Here is a 20051-nt window from a genome sequence, read left to right as displayed (position 1 = left end):
ATCTGTCCTGATTCTAAAGATAGGGCGATCCCAGCCATAACAACCGGTCAAAAACCCGGATGACAAATGGCCGCGCTCTTAGGGTTGCGAGTGTGACGGGTTTGGCGGAAGCGATTGCCGCTCCGATGCGCCCCTCGATCTCGGCGGCAAAGCCGGTATCCAGCACCTCCAGGTCGATTTCGAAATTCAGCCGCAGCGACCGGGCGTCGAGGTTGGAGGAGCCGACATAGGCCCAGACGCCATCGACCGACAACAGCTTCGAATGGTCGAACGACCCCTCATGCCGCCAGACGCGGCAATAGTGCTTCAGCACCTGGTCGTACTGCGCCGTCATGGCGCGGCCGACCAGGAAGAGATTGTTGACCGCGGGCACGACGATGTCGATCTCGACGCCGCGCCGGGCCGCCGTGACCAGCGCGCTGACAAATTCCCGGTCCGGCAGGAAATAGGGCGACATGATGCGGATCGATTTGCGGGCGACGGAAAATGCCCCCGTCAGCAATTTGTGGTTGGTTTCGATGCTGGCGTCCGGCCCCGACGCCACCGCCCGCACCAGGATCGGCTGACCGGGAGGCGGCGAGGGCTTTGCCACGTGCCAGACCTCGTCCTTGAGGGACTCGTTGCCGGCAAAACGCCAGTCTTCGGCGGCAACCGCGAAAAGGTCGGCCACGACGGGCCCCGTGACCTGGAAATGCGTATCCGCCGAACTGGCGCTGCCGGCGAATTCGGCCGAAAATCCCTTGCGGATGTTCATGCCTCCCGTGAACGCCACCACACCGTCGACGATCAGGATTTTCCTGTGCGTCCTCAAATTCGCATAGGGAAGTCTCAGGCCCATGACGATGTTGCCGTTGAACAGATCGACGGTGACGCCGGCTTCCCGGAGTGTCCCAAGGATGCTGGGCACGGAATAGCGCACGCCGACCGCATCGATCAGCACGCGAACCGTCACACCGCGCCGGACCGCGCCGGCCAGCGATTCCACAAAACGTCGTCCGATCTCGTCATTGTCGAAGATGTAGGTCTCGAGCAGAATGCTGCGCTGTGCGCTGTCTATCGCCCGGCACATTGCTGCGTAAGCTTCGTCGCCGGTCCTGAGGATCGTGATCGCGTTTGCCGACGTCAGTGCGCGCCGCGCCACCCTGTCGCCTAGCGTCTTCAGGCCGGCAAAGCGCTGGCCGAATTCGGCTGAGATGAGTGTTTCGAGCGCAATGTCGTGGTCGTGTTTGGCTGTCTCGGCTTCACCGGCGACGGGCCGCATGGCGCTGATCGTGGCGCGGCGGATGCGGTTGATGCCGGCAATGGCATAGATGATCGCGCCAAGGAACGGCGACAAGATCATCACGCCGACCCAGCCGGTGGCGGCGCGCACGTCTTCCTTGGTCATGATTGCGTGGACGATGCCGATGGCGGCCATCAGCATCGGAATGATCACAAGGATCAGAGGCCAGTAGGTCACAAAGGTCTGCCACATCGGCAGGACTATCGAGCCAGCGGCCGCAGAAGGCAATGTGGGGGATTAGTACCGGGCAAGGGATTAACCAGGACGGAGGCGCTCGCGCCTCAGTCCTTCGCCCGCTCCACATAGGCCCCGTCAGCCGTCATCACCACCACGCGGGTACCCGGCGCGATGTGCGGCGGCACCAGCGTGCGCACGCCGTTGGAAAGCACGGCCGGCTTGTATGACGAGGACGCCGTCTGGCCTTTGGTCGTCGGCTCCGTCTCGACCACTTCGAAAGTAGCGCGCTGCGGCAGCACCAGGGCTATGGCGATGCCGTTGAACTGCGAAATCTGCACCGCCATGCCTTCGAGCAGGTAGGGCGCCATGTCGCCGACCACGCTTTCCGGCACCGCGACCTGGTCGTAGCTTTCCGGGTTCATGAAGTGATACCCCTCGGCGTCGGCGTAGAGGAAGGTGTGCTCGCGCTCCTCGACATAGGCGCGCTCGACCTGCTCGGTGGTGCGGTAGCGCTCCGAAACCTTCACCCCGTCGGAGATGCGGCGCATGTCGAGCTGGGTGACCGGCGTACCCTTGCCAGGGTGGATGTTTTCGGCAAAGAGGATCACGTAAAGCTTGCCGTCCTTGTCGACGACATTGCCTTTACGGAGCGAACTGGCGATGACCTTCACCACGGTTTTCAATCCTAGACTTCGTTGGCCTGAAACGATCGTTCGGCGCAAATCGGCTGCGAGAGCCGTCGCCGTAGCGCATCTTGGCCCGAACCGCCAGCCCTGTCAGCAATTCCGTTGCCCGGCAAACCCATGACTGGCGCTTCGCCCTGGTGGACGCCGGATGTTCACGCCGACCGCCGGCCGCGGCTGATGGCCCGCAACGCCATAGCTGCCGCAATGCGCGGCTGGTTTGGCGAGCGGGACTTCATCGAGGTCGAGACGGCGGCATTGCAGATTTCGCCCGGCAACGAGGCGCATCTCTCAGCCTTCGCCACCGAGGCGATCGGCGCCGACGGCGCGCGCCGGCCGCTTTATCTCCACACCTCGCCGGAGTTCGCCTGCAAGAAGCTGCTGGCCGCCGGTGAGCGGCGCATCTTCAGCCTGGGCGCCGTCTGGCGCAACCGCGAGCGCGGCCCCTTGCACCATCCCGAATTCACCATGCTGGAATGGTATCGGGTCGGCGAAACCTATGACAGCCTGATGGCCGATTGCGCCGAACTGCTGAAGCTGGCAGCCGAGCGGGCCGGCGCCAAAACCTTCCGCTTTCGCGGCCGCGAGGCCGATCCGTTCGCCGAGCCGGAACGCGTGAGCGTGGCGGAAGCTTTTGCGCGTTACGCCGGCATCGATCTTCTTGCCACCGTTTCTGCCGATGGCGGCACAGACCGCGCCGCACTCCATGATGCTCTGATCAAGGCCGGCCTGCGCACGGCCGGCGATGACAACTGGGCCGATTTGTTCAGCCGGGTAATGGTCGAGAAGGTCGAACCGGTGCTGGGGCAGGGGCGGGCCACCATCTTGTACGGCTATCCGATCTCGGAAGCGGCGCTCGCCCGGCCGAGCGCGGAGGACCAGCGCGTGGCCGAGCGCTTCGAGCTCTATTGCTGCGGCGTCGAGCTCGCCAATGCTTTTGGCGAACTGACCGATCCGGCCGAGCAGCGCCGGCGCTTTGCCGCCGAGATGGACGAGAAGGAGCGCGTCTATGGCGAGCGCTATCCGCTGGATGAGGATTTTCTCGCCGCCCTCGCCATCATGCCGCAAGCCAGCGGCTCGGCGCTCGGCTTCGACCGGCTGGTGATGCTGGCAACGGGCGCGACGAGGATCGATGACGTGATCTGGACGCCGGCCGCCACTCCTTGACGGAAATCGGCCTCGGTTAAACTCACAAACCGGTCAAGCCGCGCGTCTCTGGCGGCCGCCGCCGCGGATAGCTTTCGCGCTCCGCTCGGGCGCTATGCCGCAGCGGGACAATTGTCCGTGCGCCATTGCACAAGCCGCATTGGGACAATAGATGGTGCAACAGCCGCTACCGCCCGGCGCGGCTTCAGCCAGGACCACGCGCATGACCGATACATCAGAGGCAGCGAAATTGACCGACCGCGTCGCGGCACTGGTCGAGGCTGCCAAGCGGGCCGGCGCCGACGCCGCCGACGCGGTTGCCGTGCGCGGCCGTTCGATCGGCGTGTCGGTGCGGCTGGGAAAGGTCGAGAACACCGAAGCGTCCGAGGGCGACGATGTCTCGCTGCGCGTCTTCGTCGGCAACCGGGTGGCGAGCGTCTCGGCGACGGCGGCATCGGACCCCAAGGCGCTGGCTGAGCGCGCCGTGGCCATGGCCAAAGTCTCGCCCGAGGACCCCTATCAGGGTCTCGCCGATCCGGCTTTGCTGGTTGGCAAGGTGCGCGACCTCGATCTGTTCGACGCCACCGAGGTTTCGGCCGATCAGTTGAAGGAAGCGGCCCTTGCCGCCGAGGAAGCGGCCCTTGCAGTCAAGGGTGTCACCAATTCGGCCGGCAGCGGCGCCAGCGCAGGCCTCGGCGGGCTGGTGCTTGCCACGTCGGACGGCTTCGTCGGCCACTATGTCGCGTCGCGCTTTTCGCGTTCGGCCAGCGTGATTGCGGGTGAGGGCACCGGCATGGAGCGCGACTACGAATACTCCTCGAACCAGCATTTTTCCGATCTCGACGCGCCGGAGCTGATCGGCCGCAAGGCCGGCGAGCGCGCCGTGCGCCGCCTCGGCGCCCGCAAGGCGGCGACCGGTCCGGTCAACGTGGTGTTCGATCCGCGCGTCGCGCGCGGCATTGCCGGCCATCTCGCCGGCGCCATCAACGGCGCTTCGGTGGCGCGCAAGACCAGTTTTTTGCGCGAGATGATGGGCAAGCAGGTTGCGTCGGCTGCCATCACCGTCACCGACGAACCGCTGCGGCGTCGCGGTCAGGCCTCGCGCCCGTTCGACGGCGAAGGCGTCGAGGGCGAAAAGCTGTTGATGGTCGAGAACGGCGTGCTGAAGCACTGGTTCCTGTCGACGTCCGCCGCGCGGGAATTGGGGCTGACCACCAACGGACGCGGCGCGCGCAGCGGCTCGTCGGTATCGCCGTCTTCGACCAATCTCGCCATCGAGCCGGGCGACAGGACGCCGGAAGACCTGATCAGGTCGCTAAAATCCGGCTTTTATGTCACTGAAGTGTTCGGCCAGGGCGTCGACATGGTGACCGGCGAATACAGCCGTGGCGCATCCGGCTTCTGGATCGACAATGGTGAGCTTGCCTATCCGGTGGCCGAGGTGACCATCGCCTCGAATTTGAAGACGATGTTCCTCAACATGGTTCCGGCGAGCGATCTTGACCGCGATTTCGGCACTGCCGCACCGACGCTGCTGATCGAAGGAATGACCCTTGCCGGAGCGTGACCCGGTCATATCGGCCGGGGCCTCGGAAGACCTCGATCTGCTGCGCGACGCCGCCCGCGAGGCGGGCGCGATCGCCATGCGCTATTTCGGCAAAAACCCGCAAGTGTGGATGAAGGGCGGCACCTCGCCGGTCAGCGAAGCCGACCACGCGGCGGACGCCTATCTGCGCGATACCCTGCTGGCGGCCCGGCCGGACTATGGCTGGCTGTCGGAGGAAACGACTGACGATCCGGCGCGGCTTCTGGCGCGGCGCACCTTTGTCGTCGACCCCATAGACGGCACCCGCGGCTTCCTCGAAGGTCTGCGCTCGTGGTGCGTCAGCGTCGCGGTGGTCGAGAATGGCCGCACGCTCACCGGTGTGCTCGAATGTCCGGCCAAGGGCGAAACCTATTGGGCGCTGCCTGGCCGTGGAGCTTTCCGCAACGGCAAGCCGATTGCCGTGCGCGGCCTGGGTAAGACGGTCGAGATCGGCGGGCTGAAGCAGTTGATCGACCTGATGCCGGCGCAATGGCAGGGCCGGGTGCGGCGGGCGGCGCACATTCCCTCTCTCGCCTACCGGCTGGCGATGGTCGCCAACGGCACGCTCGACGCAACCTTCGTCAAGCCCAACGCGCATGACTGGGATATCGCCGCCGCCGATCTCATCTTGCGCGAGGCTGGCGGCGCCGTGCTCGACGGCCATGGCCGCGCGCCGCTTTATGCCGGGGAGATCATCCGTCACGGCGCGCTGGTCGCCGGCAGCGGGCAGTTGCTGACCGTGCTTGCCGGCGTCATTGCCGATACGGAAGCGTGATCGAAGGTTCCAAAGTCGGCAGCTTTGGGCTAGACCTGTCGCAAACTCACAATATGTGAAGGACCGAAATGGCCGCGGAAGACGGAAAGAAACAGCTTTTGCACCTGGTGTTCGGCGGCGAGCTGAAGAAGCTGGGAGGCACCGAGTTCCGCGATCTCGACGCGCTCGACATCGTTGGCGTTTATCCGGACTATCAAACCGCGCACACCGCGTGGAAGGCCAAGGCGCAAGCCAGCGTGGACAATGCCCATATGCGCTATTTCGTCGTCCATCTGCACCGGCTGCTCGACCCTGAAAGCAAGGCCGCCGGTTGACAGCGATGGAGCATGAAGCGGTGAAAGGGCAGCCCACCGGCGCCGCGGTCCGAAGAAGACGCGGCGGCAGTTCGAAGACATTCTGGCGCAAGATCCGCGAGCCGTTGGCGCAGTCGCGAATCGTCAAGAGCATGATCGTCAGCCTGCTCGCCCAGTTCGTCCGCCTGGTGCGCCTGACCAACCGCGTGGTCGAAGGCTCGGCTAAATTTTCAGGCGGCGACTACGCCGAATTCGAACCCGGCATCATCGCGCTCTGGCATGGCCAGCATCTGCTGACCCCAGCCTATTATCCCAAGGGACGGCCGCTGGTCGCCATGGTCTCGCGCAGCGCCGACGCCGAACTCAACGCGCTGATGATCGAAAAATTCGGCATCGAGGCGGTGCGCGGCTCCGGCGGGCGTGAAAGCACGAAGCATCTCGACAAGGGCGGCGCCAAGGCGCTCATCGCCCTGAAAAAGTCACTCGTGGCCGGCAAGAACGTCGCCATGATCGCCGACATTCCCCACGGCACGCCGCGCGACGCGGGGCTTGGTATCGTTCTGCTGGCACGCCTTTCCGGCCGGCCGATCATGCCTGCCGCCATCGCCACCAGCCGCCGCAAGGTGCTGGAAAGGAGCTGGGACAAGACCACCATCAACCTGCCGTTCGGCCGCTCCTCGATCGTCATCGGAACGCCGGTTTTCGTGCCGGCCAATGCCGACGAGGCCGAAATGGAGCGCAAGCGCCAGGAAGTCACGGCCGCGCTCAATGCCGCGACCGCCGAGGCCTATCGGCTCGTGGACGGCAGGCCATGAGCGTCGGCTGGGCGCGCGCCTTCCTGGCGGCCTACCGCCTTGCCGGTGCAGCCGCCTATCCGCTGATGGGCCCCTATGTCGCCTGGCGCACATCGCAGGGCAAGGAAGACCGCAGCCGCAGCCGTGAGCGCTACGGCGTTGCCGGGCGGCCGCGCCCTGAAGGGCCGGTGATCTGGATCCATGCGGCAAGCGTCGGCGAGACCCTTGCGGTCGTGCCGCTGGTGCAAAGCATCCTCGACTACGGTGTCAACATCGTGCTGACGACGGGCACCGTCACTTCGGCGCAGGTTGCCGACGAACGGCTGGGCGACCGCATCATCCACCAATATGTTCCGCTCGACCTCAAGCCGGCCGTCAGCCGCTTTCTCGATCACTGGCGGCCGGACCTGGCTATCATCGCCGAATCCGAGATATGGCCGATGACGATCCTCGAGCTCGGCGCCCGCCACGTGCCGCAGGTGCTGGTCAACGGCCGGCTCTCCGACCGTTCGTTCAAATCCTGGAAGAAGCGCGCCAACATCGCCGAGGCGCTGTTCGAGAACCTTGCACATGTCGTTGCCCAGTCGGATGTCGACGGCGAACGGTTTCGCGCGCTTGGCGCCCGGCCGGTCACCGTGTCCGGCAACCTCAAGGTCGACACCTTGCCGCCGCCGTTCGACGAACGGGCGCTGGCGACGCTGAAGCGACAGATCGCCGGCCGCCCGACCTGGGCGGCAATTTCGACCCATGACGGCGAGGAGGTGGTCGCGGCGGAAGTTCACGTCACGCTCTACAAGCGCCACCATGGCCTGCTGACGATCATCGTCCCGCGCCATCCCGACCGCGCCGAAGCCCTTGCGGCGCAGATTTCCGGCATGGGGCTGAAGCTGGCGCGGCGCAGCAAGGGCGACAGGATCACCGCCGACACCGATATCCTGCTCGGCGATACGATCGGCGAGATGGGGCTTTATCTCCGGCTGACGGAAATCGCCTTTGTCGGCCGCTCGCTGACCTCGGAAGGCGGCCAGAACCCGCTGGAGCCGGCCATGCTCGACACCGCCGTGCTTGCCGGCCGCAACGTCCAGAATTTCCGCGAAGCCTATCAGCGTCTGCTCGACAGCGGCGGCGCCAAGCTGGTGCGCGACCGCGACATGCTGGCCGGCGCCGTCAATTTCCTGTTGAGCAATGAAGTCGCGCGCCATGAGATGATGGCGGCCGGTGCCGCCACCGTCGACCAGATGCGCGGTGCGCTGGCGCACACGCTGAAATCGCTTGAGCCTTATATCCAGCCATTGATCGTCAAGTCGCGCCTGAAGGGCGCCGACGGGCGATAGGTGGCGTCCGAAGCACCACCTTTCTGGTGGGAAGCGCCGGACTGGCGGGTCTTTGCGCTGTCGCCGCTATCAGCGATTTATGGCATGGTCGCCGGCCGCCATATGCACCGGGCGGTACGTGAAAAGATCGAAGCACCAGTGCTTTGCGTCGGCAACTTCACCGTAGGCGGCAGCGGCAAGACGCCGGTCGCCATCGCGCTGGCCAAGCAGGCCAGGCGCATGCAGCTCAATCCCGGATTCCTGTCGCGCGGCCATGGCGGCTCGTTTGCGCAGCCGCATGTTGTCGATGCCAGTCACGACGCCGCCAAGCATGTCGGCGACGAGCCGCTGCTTCTGGCCGAGCATGCGCCGGTTGCGGTAAGCCCGAACCGCGCCGCCGGCGCCAAGCTGCTCATGGAAGCCCATGGCTGCGATTTCCTGATCATGGATGACGGTTTTCAGAGCGCGCGCATCCATATCGATTATGCGCTGGTCGTCGTCGACGCCCGCTACGGCATCGGCAATGGCCGCGTCATTCCGGGTGGGCCGCTGCGCGCCAACGTCGTCGACCAACTGGTGTTCACCGATGGGCTGTTGAAGATGGGCGAGGGCACCGCCGCCGACCAGGTCGTGCGCCAGGCGGCGCGCGCCGGCCGGCCGATCTTCGAGGCGCATGCTGAACCGGGCGGCAAGGAGCGGTTCGCCGGCCGGCGGTTCCTCGCCTTTGCCGGCATCGGCCATCCCGAAAAATTCTTCGAGACGCTGCGCGGCACCGGTGCGGAAGTGGCGCTGACCCGGTCGTTTCCGGACCATCACTTCTATGCCCCTGATGAGCTCGCGGAACTGGCGGCAACCGCGCGCCGCGATGGACTGGGCCTCGTCACCACCGCCAAGGACGCCGCCCGGCTGCGCCATGGCGCTGCCCCGGCCGATTTCCTCGCTGAACTCGCCGTGCTGGAGATCGACGCCACGTTCGAACTCGACACTGTGCCGGAGCGCATCATCGACGAGACGCTGGATGCCTGGAGACAGCGCAAGCTGCGAGGGTAGGGCGTGCAGCGTCACGCGGAGATGCTGGCGGACAGCACCCCCCTCTGGCCTGCCGGCCATCTCCCCCCGCAAGGAGGGAGATCAGCAGCTTTGCCAATGGCGCTCATTCTGCAACGCTGGTGATTTGGCGAAAGCAAAGATGATCATCCAATCTCCCCCGTTGCGGGGGAGATGTCCGGCAGGACAGAGGGGGGTGTGAAGGAACGCGACCAACGGCTCTGTGCGCGCCTTTAACCCCGGCTGCGCAGGTCCGGATGCATCTCGATCTCGCGGCGCAGCGAGGCGGCGGCGCTGACATAGGGCTCCTGCCTGGCGACGCTCCAATATTTGAGCTCGTCCAGCGGAATGCTCTCGCCGGTCACAGCGCAGCGCACGAATGCGCCGGGGCTGGTGACCTGGAAGTCGCCGTCGAGATAGCGGATCCGGGCTTCCTTGCCGCCAGGGCCTTCGAAGCGGTTCATCATGGGGTGGTGCCAGAGTTCATGCTGATTTCATCGCCATAAATTGCCGGCAAGGTCAAGCTTGACGCAATGCTGAGGCGCTATTGTCGGCTCCAAACCATTCTTATGGGACCGGCATGGACATTTCATCCGCCCGCCTGACTGCGCTGCTGCGCGAGGCCATGATATTGGCAGCGGTGCCGTCGGCGAAGGCCGATCCGGCGAAAGCAGCACTTATAAAGGCGCTGGTGCAGCCGCCGACGCCATCCGGTGCGCCTTTGCAGCCTGCAGCGGCGCCGGCGCTGCAGGCGCTGTTGTCCGCAGCCACCGCAAAGGGGCAGCAGACGGGTTCAGCCGAGATCCTGCAGGCCTATCTGGCCCTTGCCGAACCGGGTGACGCGGCGCCCGACGATTTCGGGCCGACAACGGCTGCGACAGGCAAGGCGACGCCAGCCAACGACGATGCACAGCGCGGTCTGCCGGTGCCGCCGGCCAGGGCCGATGATGGCGCTGCCGCAAAGCCGGCAGGACTGCCCTGGTTTGCGCTTCTCGCACCGGGGGTTTCGCCGCCGCGCCGCGCCTCCGCCACCGACGCGGCGGCGAAGCGGGGGCAGGCGATGTCTGGGTCGAATGACACGGTCCAGCCCGAAGGCCGGCAGCAGATGCGTGTCGGCCTGATGGCGCTGGCTGCCGGGTTTCTGGCCGTTGCCATTGTCGGGCTCGCCTTGCTGGTGCTTGGCTGAGCACCGAACGATCGCCGCTATCGCTCGGCTTCGAGGAATGCTTCCATCTTGTCCATCGCCAGCCCCGCCTCGACAGCGATACGGCGTGAAAGTTCGGCGGCAGCCGTGCGTGGCCGCCCCAGCGGCCGGTCGAGCCAGTACGACACCGGGTTCAGCGCCCTGCGCTCGTCGACGGCGACGATGCGGCCTGCCTCCAACTGGTGTCCGGTCAGCGGTGGCCGCGCCAGCGCGATGCCGAGCCCGTAAGCTGCGGCGTCGAGCACGAGATTGTAGTCCTCGAAGCGGCGATCCTGCGGGCGCGGGCGGTAGTCCATCCCTTGCGCGGCAAACCAGGCACGCCAGCCGGAGGCGTCGGAATCGTTGATCAGTGGAAACCTCAGCAGCCGGGCCGGGTCGCCGCGGCCGATCTCGCGGGCAAGGCCGGGCGCGGCGACGGGAAAGACATGTTCCTCGAACAGCTTCACCGAGATGCGGCCCGGAATGCCGCCGCGGCCGCAGCGGACCGACAGGTCGATGCCTTCATCGGCAAGGTCGGCCTGGCGGATGTCGACGTCGAGGACGATGCGCAGCTTGGTGGGATTGTTCTCCAGCGCCGCCATGCGTGGCATCAGCCACAGCCCGCTGACGGAGGGTATCGAGGTCAGCCGCACCACGGCGGTGCCGCGCGGCTCGACCCAGCGGTCGGAATGGCTGGAGATCAGCGCAAAGGCTTCCGCCGTGCGCAGATGCAGGCGGTTGCCCTCGATGGTCAGCGAGACGCCGCGCGCGCCGCGGTCGAACACTTTCAAGCCCAGCCAGTCCTCCAGCTTGGCGATCTGCCGGCTGACGGCGCCGTGGGTGATGTTGAGCTTCTCGGCCGCGGCCGAAAAGCTCCCCGTTCGCGCCGCCGCATCGAAGGCGCGCAGGGTCTCGAGCGGCACCATTGTGTCTGAGCTGTGATCCATAGTCACAGGTGATCCTCGATTTGATCGTTTGTCAACGGCGCCGAAAAGGCGCTTTCTGCCTTTCAACTCTGGGAACCCGAGGACAGGCAGATGAGCGCAACGACCAGCACGTCGAATCCGACACAGCGGATGGACACCACGGCGGCCATCGCCGTGGCGTTGACGGTGGTCGGCTGGGCCTCGGCCTTTCCGGCGATCCGTGCCGGCCTCGCCGCTTTCGGGCCGCTGGAACTCGGTGCGCTGCGCTTTGCCATTGCCGCGGTGCCGGCGGCGATCTTTCTTGCCGTCAAGCGCCCGGCGCTGCCGAGGCTCGACGAAGTGTGGCGCCTGGTCTTTGGCGGCGCCATCTTCGTCGCGCTCTACACTGTCATGCTCAATTTCGGCGAACTGACCGTGTCGGCGGGTGCCGCCGGTTTCATCATCAATGTCAGCCCGATCTTCACCGCCATCATGGCAATGGCATTGCTCGGCGAGCGCTTCTCAAGCTGGGCCTGGTTCGGCACGGCGATTTCTTTCGCCGGCATCGGCATCATCGCCGTGGCCGACGGCAATGGCTTGAGTTTCGACACCGGCGCGCTGCTGGTTCTTGGCTCCGCGCTGTGCTCGGCCGTCAACACGATCGTCCAGAAGCCGCTCTTTGCCCGCCATCACCCGCTGACCATTTCGGCCTCGAACATGATCCTTGGCGCGCTTTGCCTGGCACCCTTTCTGCCGAGCGGCTTTGCGCAGGCCGCGGTCGCCAACACGGCCGGTATCGGCGCCGTGATCTTTCTTGGCATCGTGCCCAGCCTGATCGCCTATGCCGCCTGGGCAACCGCACTGTCGCGTCTTCCGGCAGCGCGCGCCTCGAACTTCCTCTATCTGGTCTCGCCCATGTCGGCCCTGATCGGCTTCTTCTGGCTGGGCGAAGTGCCGACACTGCTCGGTCTCCTCGGCGGCGCGCTGGCGCTCGGCGGCGTCATCGTGGTGAATTTGAAGCGTTAAAACAAAAAGTTGGAACCGTTTCCGGACTCAAACCGGGAGCCGTATCCGCCAGCTGCAGACACCCGGAGGAAGGACCGTTATGGTGAGTTGCCTGGCTGGGGGATGGAATGGGAAAACTGTTCATATCGGCAATCTTTTGCGTTTTGCTGCTGACCGGGAAAGCCGTCGCTGGCTGGTACCAGGTCGAAAACTACGAAGGGTCCATCGGGCCTAATCCAGTCCATCTGTCACTGCAGAGATATGACAGTTTCGGCAGCGGGATTACGGTCGAAGGAAGCTATTTCTACGACGCGAAGCAAAGCCCGATAGCGGTGTACGGCAAGATCACCGGTACCAGCGTCTCCCTTTGCGAGATTGCGGACGACAAGGAATTCGACCGGGTCCTGGTCATTGGATCGAAAACGCCGGTCGACACCGCCCGATGTCCGTTTTCTCTCGACCTTGGCGAAAGCGGCGCAACGGGGACCTGGAACAGAGGCCTGGACAAGTTCCCGATCGTGCTGAAGAAGGTCGCAAGCCTCGACGATACCGGTGAGGCGAAGGTTGACGGCACCGTCGAGATCCCCTTCTGGGCGCAGACAGCCACCCACAGATTTGCCGGGGTCTACGAGAAAGCCGGCTTTCTCGTCTGCATGAGTAAGCTGCGGGTCATCGACAAGAAGAAAAAGAAGGTCGTTCAGGAGATCGTTTTCGATGACGACGATTGCGATGCCGGCATGCTGATGACTCCCATCTACATGAATGTTCAAAAGCAGGTTGGGGGAAGCTTCGAGACAATCTCCGTGAATTTTCGCGGCGGTAGCGCCGGCTACTCAAGGGATTACGTTTTCTCTCATAGATTCAAGGACTATCGCCTGTTGGTGAATTGAGCGTGTGCCCTGACCTGGCTTGTGCTCACCGCCGTCCGAACAGCCGCTCGATATCGGCAAGCTTCAGCTCGATATAGGTCGGGCGGCCGTGGTTGCAGGTGCCGGATCCCGGCGTCGCCTCCATCTGGCGCAGCAGCGCGTTCATCTCCTCGGCCTTGAGCAGACGGCCGGAACGCACCGAGCCGTGGCAGGCCATGGTGGCGGCAATCTTGTCCAGGCGCTCTTTCAGCGTCTCGACTGTATCATTGTCGGCGATCTCATCGGCAAGGTCGCGCACCAATTGCTGGACATTGGTTTCGCCGAGCATGGACGGCGTCTCGCGCACCGCCACCGCACCGGGGCCGAAGCGCTCGATGCCGAGACCGAACCGGGCAAGTGTCTCCGAATGCATGGCCAGCCGCTCGGCGTCTTCTTCCGGCAGGTCGACGATCTCCGGCAAAAGCAGCATCTGCGAGGGCACCGCGCGTAAGTGCAGCGCATTCTTCAGCGCCTCATAGACCAGCCGCTCATGCGCGGCATGCTGGTCGACGATGATCAGAGAATCCCGGGTTTGCGCGACGATATAGTTTTCGTGGACCTGCGCGCGGGCGGCGCCCAGGGCGGTGCCGAGCAGCGTCTCGGCCGGCTCGGCTAAGCCGGCACGCGCATCGGCGCTGGCGAGCGGACCGGCGTCGAATGCAGCCTGGTCGTTTTCGCGGAAGCCGGCGCCGTCAAATCCCATATCCAGCGGCCGCTGTGGCGAGCGGTCAAAGCCCGAGGCCCGGTAGGCCGCGTCAAAACTGCGATGACCGTTGGCAGGACCCGCATGGGCGTAGGAGGCGGCTCCCGGCCGGAACGCCGCCACCATCCCGGCGGCCCCGCTGGTGGCGGCGCGAATGCCGGCATTGGCCAGAGCCTCGCGGATGGCGCCGACGATCAGCCCGCGCACCAGGCCGGGGTCGCGAAAGCGCACATCGGCCTTGGCCGGGTGGACGTTGACGTCGACGGTCGCCGGATCGAGCGTCAGGAACAGCACGGTCACCGCGTGCCGGTCGCGAGGCAGCACATCGGCGAAAGCGCCGCGAATGGCGCCGGCAATCAGCTTGTCGCGCACCGGACGGCCGTTGACATAGGCATATTGCTGCAGCGCGTTGGCGCGGGTGAAGGACGGGATCGAGACGTGGCCGGTCAGGTGCACGCCGTCCCGGCTGGCGTCGATAGCGATGGAATTGTCGGGAAACTCGGCGCCCATGACTTGCGCGACGCGGCGCAGGCTGCCTTCCGCCGTGTCGTCGGTTGCCGGCAATTCCAGCGTCGAGCGGTCGGAGCCGGCGAGCGTAAAGCGCACGGCGGGGAAGGCGATGGCGATGCGCTTGACCACGTCGCTGGTGGCGGAGCTTTCGGCGCGCTCGCCCTTCATGAATTTGAGCCGGGCCGGCGTGGCGAAGAACAGGTCGCGCACCTCGACCGTTGTGCCGCGGTTGGCCGCCGCCGGTTTGACCGCCGAAACGCGGCCGCCTTCGATGGCGATCTCGGCGGCAGCGTCGCCTGCAGCCGAGCGCGAGCGAACCGACAGTCGCGACACCGAACCAATTGACGGCAATGCCTCGCCACGGAACCCGAGCGAGCGGATATCGTGAATGTTGTCGGCAAGTTTCGAGGTGCAGTGGCGCGCAATGGCCAGCGCCAGTTCCTGTTCGGGGATACCGGAGCCGTCATCGGTGACGCGGATCAGGTTCAGCCCGCCGCCGGCAGTGACGACCTCGACGCGGGAGGCGCCTGCGTCGAGCGCGTTTTCGACCAGTTCCTTCACCACGCTCGCCGGACGCTCGATGACTTCGCCGGCGGCGATCTGGTTGATCATCGTTTCGGAAAGCTGGCGAATGGGCATGGGGGTATTATAGGCGGATTCGAAGGGTGTGCGGAAGGCTTCAATGAATGCCGGACATTGGAGACGCCAGCGGGACAGCACCCCCCTCTGGCCTGCCGGCCATCTCCCCCGCAAGGAGGGAGATCAGATGTCACGACGGCTTTCGCCAATCTTCAATGCTTGAAGGGTGACGCGACATATGAACTGCCAATCTCCCCCCTTGCGGGGGAGATGTCCGGCAGGACAGAGGGGGGTGTGAAGGAACTCCGCGATAGTGACTACGCTGCAACCGATTTCAAGCCTGCGCCGCCAGCCAGTCCCTGACTTTCCGCGCATTCTCGCTCAACTCCCGGTTCTTCGGCCAAACCACATAGAACGCCTTGCCGGTCTTCAGCACGTGATCGGTCACCGGCACCAGCAACCCCGTGGCCAGCAGCCGTTCGGCAAGATGCCGCCAGCCAAGCGCGATGCCCTGGCCTTCCATGACGCCCTGGATCACGAGGCCGTAATCGTTGATGCGCAGGCCGCGCGCGGTGTTGTCGAGGCTGCCGCCCGCAGACTGGAACCATTCGTCCCAGCTGGCCGCCTCGCGGTAGGGCTCCTCGAGGTGGATCAGGCGATGCGTCGCCAGCTCCGCGACGCTCCTTGGCATGCCGAATTTCGCGAGATAGCTGGCGCCAACCACCGGAAAAATCTCCTCGTCGGCCAGCGGCAGCGAATGATAATCGGCCCAGTCGCGCGGTTCGCCGCCGCGAACGGCGAGCGGGATGCCCTCGGCGATGATGTCGAGATCACGGTCGGCGGTCTGGATGCGCAAGTCGATGCCCGGCAGTTCGTCGCGGAACTGCTGCAGGCGCGGCATCATCCAGAACGAGCCGAAGGCGGTCGACGCCGCCAGCGTGACATGGCCGCCGCTCGCCTGCAGGCGCAGATCCTCGGCCGATTTGCGGATATGCGACAGACCGAGCGAGACGTCGGCATGGAAGCGTTCGCCCGCTTCTGTCAGGACGACCTGGCGGTGGCGGCGCTGGAACAGCTGCGCGCTAAGCTGTTCCTCCAACCCGCGCACCGCATAAGAGACGGCGGCCTGCGTCATGCCGAGCTCGCGCCCGGCAGCGGTGAAGCTCGACAGCCGGCCCGCCGCCTCGAAGACGATCAGGCTGCCGGCCGAGGGCAGGAGGTGGCGCAGGCTTCGCATAAGCTGAGCTTATACAAGAGATCAGGATTTTCCAGCATCACATCCATATTTCCTCTCGCTAACTTGGTTGGACGGAATGAGGAGGCTCCATGAACGCACCGGCCGCTGAACTGACCGAGCAAACCCACCGCCGCGGCGGCGGTCGCCTCGGACGCAAGGCGCTGAGGAGCGCCCCCGTCACCTCGTTCCCGACGCTGGTCCGCGAGATCCCCACCTACCAGATGGTCCCGGACGAGGCGGTGGAACTGATCCACCAGGAGTCACTCGCCATCCTCGAAGAGGTCGGTTGCGAGTTCCGCGACGACGAGGCGATCGCCATGTGGAAGGCGGCGGGCGCCGACGTGTCCGAGACACGCGTCCGCATCGACCGCGGCCTGCTGATGGAACTGGTCGCGAAGGTTCCGTCCGAATTCACCCTCAATGCGCGTAATCCCGAGCGCACCGTGCGCGTCGGCGGCAAGAACTCCATCTTCGCGCCGATGTATGGCGCGCCTTACGTGCGCGACCTCGACAACAACCGGCGTTATGGCACGCTTGAAGACCTCAACAATTTCCACAAGCTGGCCTACATGGCCCCGGCGCTGCATTCGTCGAGTTCGATCATCTGCGAGCCGATGGAGATCGCGGTGCCGAAACGGCATCTCCACATCATCCATTCGGCGCTGAAGCATTCCGACAAGCCGTTCATGGGCATCGTTACTTCCAAAGACCGCGCCGAAGACACGATGGCGATGGCGGGCATCGTCTTTGGCGAAGATTTCGTTCGCGACAACCCGGTGCTGGTGTCGATTACCAACTGCAACTCGCCGCTGGTGTGGGACGCCACCATGCTGGACGCGATGAAGGTCTATGCGCGCAGCAATCAGCCGCTGATCCTGGCTCCCTTTGCGCTGTGCGGCGCATCGACTTCGGCCTCGGCCGTCGGCGCGGTGGCGCAGGTCAATGCCGAAGCACTGGCCGGCGTCGCTTTCACCCAACTGCTGCGCCCGGGTTCGCCGCAAATCTACGGCCAGTTCATGGTGACGGTCGACATGAAGACCGGCGCGCCGATGGGCGGCACGCCGGAAGCCGCCCAGATGATGTATCTGATGGGCGCGCTGGCGCGGAAATACAAACTGCCCTGGCGAACCTCCGGCTTCCATGTCGGCTCCAAGCTCAACGACGCCCAGGCCGGCTATGAATCCAACATGCTGATGCATGCCGCCATCCTCGCCGGCGCCAATTATATCTGGCACTCCGCCGGCTGGTTGGAGGCCGGGCTGACATGCGGCTATTCGAAATTCGCCACCGACTGCGAGCAGCTTGTCGGCTGGTATAAATATGCCGGCGGCCTGCCGTTCGACGATTTCAAGGAGGCCATGGCGGCGATCCGCGAAGTCGGGCCGCAGGGCCATTTCCTCGGCACCCAGCACACGCTCGATCATTACGAGTCGGCATTCTTCATGCCCACCATCATGGATTTCAACTCCTACGAACAATGGAAGGCCGGAGGGGCGAAGGACCACGACACGCGCGGCCGCGAGAAAGCCCGCAACATGCTGGCCGACTATGAAGAGCCGAAACTCGATGAGGGCATTGCCGAGGGCCTCAGGGACTTTATCGCGCAGCGCGAAGAGAGGCTGCCCGACAGCGTTAGCTAAGAGAACGACGAATGAGTTGATAACGGGCGAAGACCCGATGGGAACCGCAAGGGAGAAAGACATGACACTTTTCAAAAGCAATGGCGATCGCGTGCCGACGGCCATCGAGGCGATGGCGCAAGAGACGCGTGCTGGCCGTATGGACCGGCGCGAGTTTCTTGCATTGGCAAGTGCGTTCGGCGCATCGACGGCGCTGGCCTACGGCATGATCGGCCTTGCCGCGCCGGGACAGGCTTTTGCCGAGGAGCCGAAGAAGGGCGGCACGCTGCACATATCGATGTCGGTCAAGGCACAAAAAGATCCGCGCACCTATGACTGGGTGGAACTGGCCAACATCTCGCGCTGCTGGCTGGAGCCGCTGGTCCGCTACACCAGGGAATTCACCTTCGAGCCAGTGCTGCTCGAAAGCTGGGACATCAATGACGACGCCACGGAATACACGTTGCATGTGCGCAAGGGCATCACCTGGAACAATGGCGATGCCTTCAACGCCGATGACGTGGTCTTCAATGTTACCCGCTGGTGCGAGAAGAAGGTCGCCGGCAACTCCATGGCCGCTCGCGTCGGCGGGCTGATCGACGAAAAGTCGGGCAAGGCCAGGGAAGGCGCGATCGCCAAGGTCGACGACAATACGGTCAAGCTGACGCTCAGCGCGCCTGACATTTCGCTGATCCCGAACCTCACCGATTATCCCGCGCTCGTCGTCCACCGCAATTTCGACGCCGAAGGCGCCGACCCGGTCAAGAAGCCGATCGGCACGGGCCCGTTCGAACTGGTCTCCTACGATGTTGGCCAGAAGGCGGTGGTCAAGCGTCGTGAAAACGGCAAGTGGTGGGGTGGTGAAGCGCCGCTCGACAGCGTCGAGTTCATCGACTACGGCACCGACTTCAACGCTTCGATCAACGCCTTCGAATCCGGCGAGATAGACCTCAATTTCGAGACGCCGGCCGACTTCATCGACATCCTGGATAAGATGGGGCTGGAGAAGTCCGAGGTTGCGACGGCAACCACGCTGGTTGCCCGCACGAACGTTACCCACAAGCCCTATGACGACCAGCGGGTGCGCAGCGCGCTGCAGATGGCGGTCGACAACAATGCGGTGCTGGAACTCGGCTATGCCGGGCGAGGGACGGTCGGTGAAAACCACCATGTCAGCCCTATCCATCCTGAATATTTTGCGCTGCCCAAGAAGACGCGCGACGCGGCCGGCGCCAAGAAGCTGATGGCGGACGCAGGGCAGGCCGATTTCGAGCACGAGCTGATCACCGTCGAGGACGATTGGCAGAAGAACACCGGCGACGCGATTGCGGGCCAGCTGCGCGACGCCGGCATCAAGGTGAAGCGCACGGTGCTGCCGGGCTCGACCTTCTGGAACGACTGGACGAAGTATCCCTATTCGATGACCATCTGGTACATGCGCCCGCTTGGCGTCCAGGTGCTGGCGCTTGGTTATCGCACCGGCGAAGCCTGGAATGAATCGGCCTATTCCAACCCGGACTTCGACGCCAAGCTGAAGCAGGCGCTGTCGCTGATCGACGTGGAGAAACGGCGTGAGGTGATGAAGGATGTCGAGCAGATCCTGCAGGATTCCGGCGTCATCATTCAACCCTTCTGGCAGAAGCTCTACAGCCACATGAACAAGAAGGTGAAGAACTACGGCGTCCACCAGACCTTCGAGATGGACCTGCAGAACGTCTGGCTGGATGGCTGAGACGGTGCAAGCCGGGGCTTCATGAGCCGCAAAAAAGCCGATATGCAGGATGTCTGGTATTGCCGCCTTGCCGCCGAACCGTCCGGAGATCCTGCATGAAACCGATAGTGCTTGCCGCTGTCTTTTCGATTGCCTTGCCTGCGACGGTGCTGGCCGGGCCGGCTTCCAACGCCGTGAAGTTCTTTTATCTGCCCGAGGTGAAATTCGAGGGAGATGCAAAGTACCGCGACCGCTTCACCGAGCCGGTGACCAAGCTGTTCGATCTCAACGACCAGGCAACGAAGAACAAGCCCGACGAAGTCGCCTGCCTCGACTTCGATCCCGGCCTCGACGCGCAGGATTTCGACCAGAAGTCGATTGCCAAGACATTGAAGCTGGCCGAGACCGTCAATGGCGATACGGCCGAAGTCACCGCCACCTTCAGCCTTTTTGCGGAAGGCGATGATTCCAAACGCGAAATGCTGTGGTCGCTGAAGAAAATCGACGGCAAATGGAAGGTCGCCGACATCACCTCCAAGACCAGCAGCTGGACGCTGAGCGCGCTGGAATGCATGCCCGACAAAGCGCCGGAGTGA

19 protein-coding genes are annotated in these 20051 nt (G+C 64.5%); 13 read left to right on the top strand and 6 right to left on the bottom strand.

Annotated elements, in window-relative coordinates:
- Window positions 1–13 precede the first annotated feature (13 nt).
- The gene (locus NKH22_RS26830; RefSeq protein WP_352911694.1) at window positions 14–1474 is read right to left on the bottom strand and encodes a phospholipase D-like domain-containing protein; all 1461 of its coding nucleotides are present in this window, start codon (window positions 1472–1474) and stop codon (window positions 14–16) included.
- 89 nt (window positions 1475–1563) lie between these two features.
- Window positions 1564–2133 carry an elongation factor P gene (gene efp, locus NKH22_RS26825; protein ID WP_023682947.1) on the bottom strand — a complete coding sequence of 190 codons (570 nt, stop codon included), beginning with the start codon at window positions 2131–2133 and terminating at the stop codon, window positions 1564–1566.
- A gap of 129 nt (window positions 2134–2262) precedes the next feature.
- Between efp and epmA the strand changes: the two genes are divergently transcribed.
- The 7 genes from epmA to lpxK all read left to right on the top strand — a co-directional run bounded on the left by epmA (window position 2263) and on the right by lpxK (window position 9098).
- A complete protein-coding gene (gene epmA / locus NKH22_RS26820; protein ID WP_023712779.1) occupies window positions 2263–3309 on the top strand; it encodes an EF-P lysine aminoacylase EpmA in 1047 nt (348 codons plus the stop codon).
- 202 nt (window positions 3310–3511) lie between these two features.
- Window positions 3512–4855, top strand: a complete 1344-nt coding sequence (locus tag NKH22_RS26815; protein WP_023712780.1) for a TldD/PmbA family protein — start codon at window positions 3512–3514, stop codon at window positions 4853–4855.
- Window positions 4842–5648 (top strand): 3'(2'),5'-bisphosphate nucleotidase CysQ, encoded by an 807-nt coding sequence (locus tag NKH22_RS26810; RefSeq protein WP_023694437.1) that lies wholly within the window; start codon window positions 4842–4844, stop codon window positions 5646–5648. The genes NKH22_RS26815 and NKH22_RS26810 overlap by 14 nt, the downstream gene beginning before the upstream one ends.
- Before the next feature lie 68 nt (window positions 5649–5716).
- The gene (locus NKH22_RS26805; protein ID WP_023682943.1) at window positions 5717–5962 is read left to right on the top strand and encodes a DUF4170 domain-containing protein; all 246 of its coding nucleotides are present in this window, start codon (window positions 5717–5719) and stop codon (window positions 5960–5962) included.
- A 5-nt stretch (window positions 5963–5967) separates the two neighbouring features.
- Window positions 5968–6756, top strand: coding sequence for a lysophospholipid acyltransferase family protein (locus NKH22_RS26800; protein ID WP_023682942.1), 789 nt, complete (start codon window positions 5968–5970; stop codon window positions 6754–6756).
- Window positions 6753–8069 (top strand): lipid IV(A) 3-deoxy-D-manno-octulosonic acid transferase, encoded by a 1317-nt coding sequence (gene waaA / locus NKH22_RS26795; RefSeq protein WP_023730486.1) that lies wholly within the window; start codon window positions 6753–6755, stop codon window positions 8067–8069. The genes NKH22_RS26800 and waaA overlap by 4 nt, the downstream gene beginning before the upstream one ends.
- Entirely contained in the window at window positions 8070–9098 is a 1029-nt protein-coding gene (lpxK, locus tag NKH22_RS26790) for a tetraacyldisaccharide 4'-kinase (protein WP_352911691.1), read from the top strand.
- Between the two features lie 230 nt (window positions 9099–9328).
- Here the strand turns inward: lpxK and NKH22_RS26785 are convergent, their stop codons facing one another.
- Window positions 9329–9562 carry a DUF2093 domain-containing protein gene (locus NKH22_RS26785; RefSeq protein ID WP_023694434.1) on the bottom strand — a complete coding sequence of 78 codons (234 nt, stop codon included), beginning with the start codon at window positions 9560–9562 and terminating at the stop codon, window positions 9329–9331.
- Between the two features lie 113 nt (window positions 9563–9675).
- Between NKH22_RS26785 and NKH22_RS26780 the strand changes: the two genes are divergently transcribed.
- Window positions 9676–10281 carry a hypothetical protein gene (locus NKH22_RS26780; RefSeq protein WP_023745489.1) on the top strand — a complete coding sequence of 202 codons (606 nt, stop codon included), beginning with the start codon at window positions 9676–9678 and terminating at the stop codon, window positions 10279–10281.
- 17 nt (window positions 10282–10298) lie between these two features.
- Here NKH22_RS26780 and NKH22_RS26775 read toward each other — a convergent pair whose 3' ends face one another.
- Complete coding sequence (locus NKH22_RS26775; protein ID WP_023724839.1) at window positions 10299–11225, bottom strand: LysR substrate-binding domain-containing protein; 927 nt, start codon at window positions 11223–11225, stop codon at window positions 10299–10301.
- A gap of 90 nt (window positions 11226–11315) precedes the next feature.
- On the opposite strand from NKH22_RS26775, the gene NKH22_RS26770 reads away from it, so the two are divergent.
- Together NKH22_RS26770 and NKH22_RS26765 are read left to right on the top strand one after the other, a co-directional pair.
- Window positions 11316–12209: a DMT family transporter gene (locus NKH22_RS26770; protein ID WP_023715225.1), complete on the top strand. Its 894-nt coding sequence runs from the start codon at window positions 11316–11318 to the stop codon at window positions 12207–12209.
- Window positions 12210–12316: 107 nt separating this feature from the next.
- Window positions 12317–13078: a hypothetical protein gene (locus tag NKH22_RS26765; protein ID WP_023715226.1), complete on the top strand. Its 762-nt coding sequence runs from the start codon at window positions 12317–12319 to the stop codon at window positions 13076–13078.
- A 25-nt stretch (window positions 13079–13103) separates the two neighbouring features.
- Here the strand turns inward: NKH22_RS26765 and mutL are convergent, their stop codons facing one another.
- Both mutL and NKH22_RS26755 read right to left on the bottom strand, forming a co-directional pair.
- A complete protein-coding gene (mutL, locus tag NKH22_RS26760; RefSeq protein WP_023752058.1) occupies window positions 13104–14948 on the bottom strand; it encodes a DNA mismatch repair endonuclease MutL in 1845 nt (614 codons plus the stop codon).
- A gap of 274 nt (window positions 14949–15222) precedes the next feature.
- Complete coding sequence (locus NKH22_RS26755) at window positions 15223–16125, bottom strand: LysR substrate-binding domain-containing protein (RefSeq protein WP_023752057.1); 903 nt, start codon at window positions 16123–16125, stop codon at window positions 15223–15225.
- Between the two features lie 89 nt (window positions 16126–16214).
- Between NKH22_RS26755 and NKH22_RS26750 the strand changes: the two genes are divergently transcribed.
- From NKH22_RS26750 to NKH22_RS26740, 3 genes are all read left to right on the top strand, one after another.
- Entirely contained in the window at window positions 16215–17765 is a 1551-nt protein-coding gene (locus tag NKH22_RS26750) for a trimethylamine methyltransferase family protein (protein ID WP_023715227.1), read from the top strand.
- A 61-nt stretch (window positions 17766–17826) separates the two neighbouring features.
- Entirely contained in the window at window positions 17827–19476 is a 1650-nt protein-coding gene (locus NKH22_RS26745) for an ABC transporter substrate-binding protein (RefSeq protein ID WP_023715228.1), read from the top strand.
- A 95-nt stretch (window positions 19477–19571) separates the two neighbouring features.
- Window positions 19572–20051, top strand: a complete 480-nt coding sequence (locus tag NKH22_RS26740) for a DUF3828 domain-containing protein (RefSeq protein ID WP_023671589.1) — start codon at window positions 19572–19574, stop codon at window positions 20049–20051.

Source organism: Mesorhizobium sp. M1252 (assembly GCF_040318265.1).
Classification (GTDB): Bacteria; Pseudomonadota; Alphaproteobacteria; order Rhizobiales; family Rhizobiaceae; genus Mesorhizobium.
This window is presented reverse-complemented; position numbering and strand designations above follow the sequence as displayed.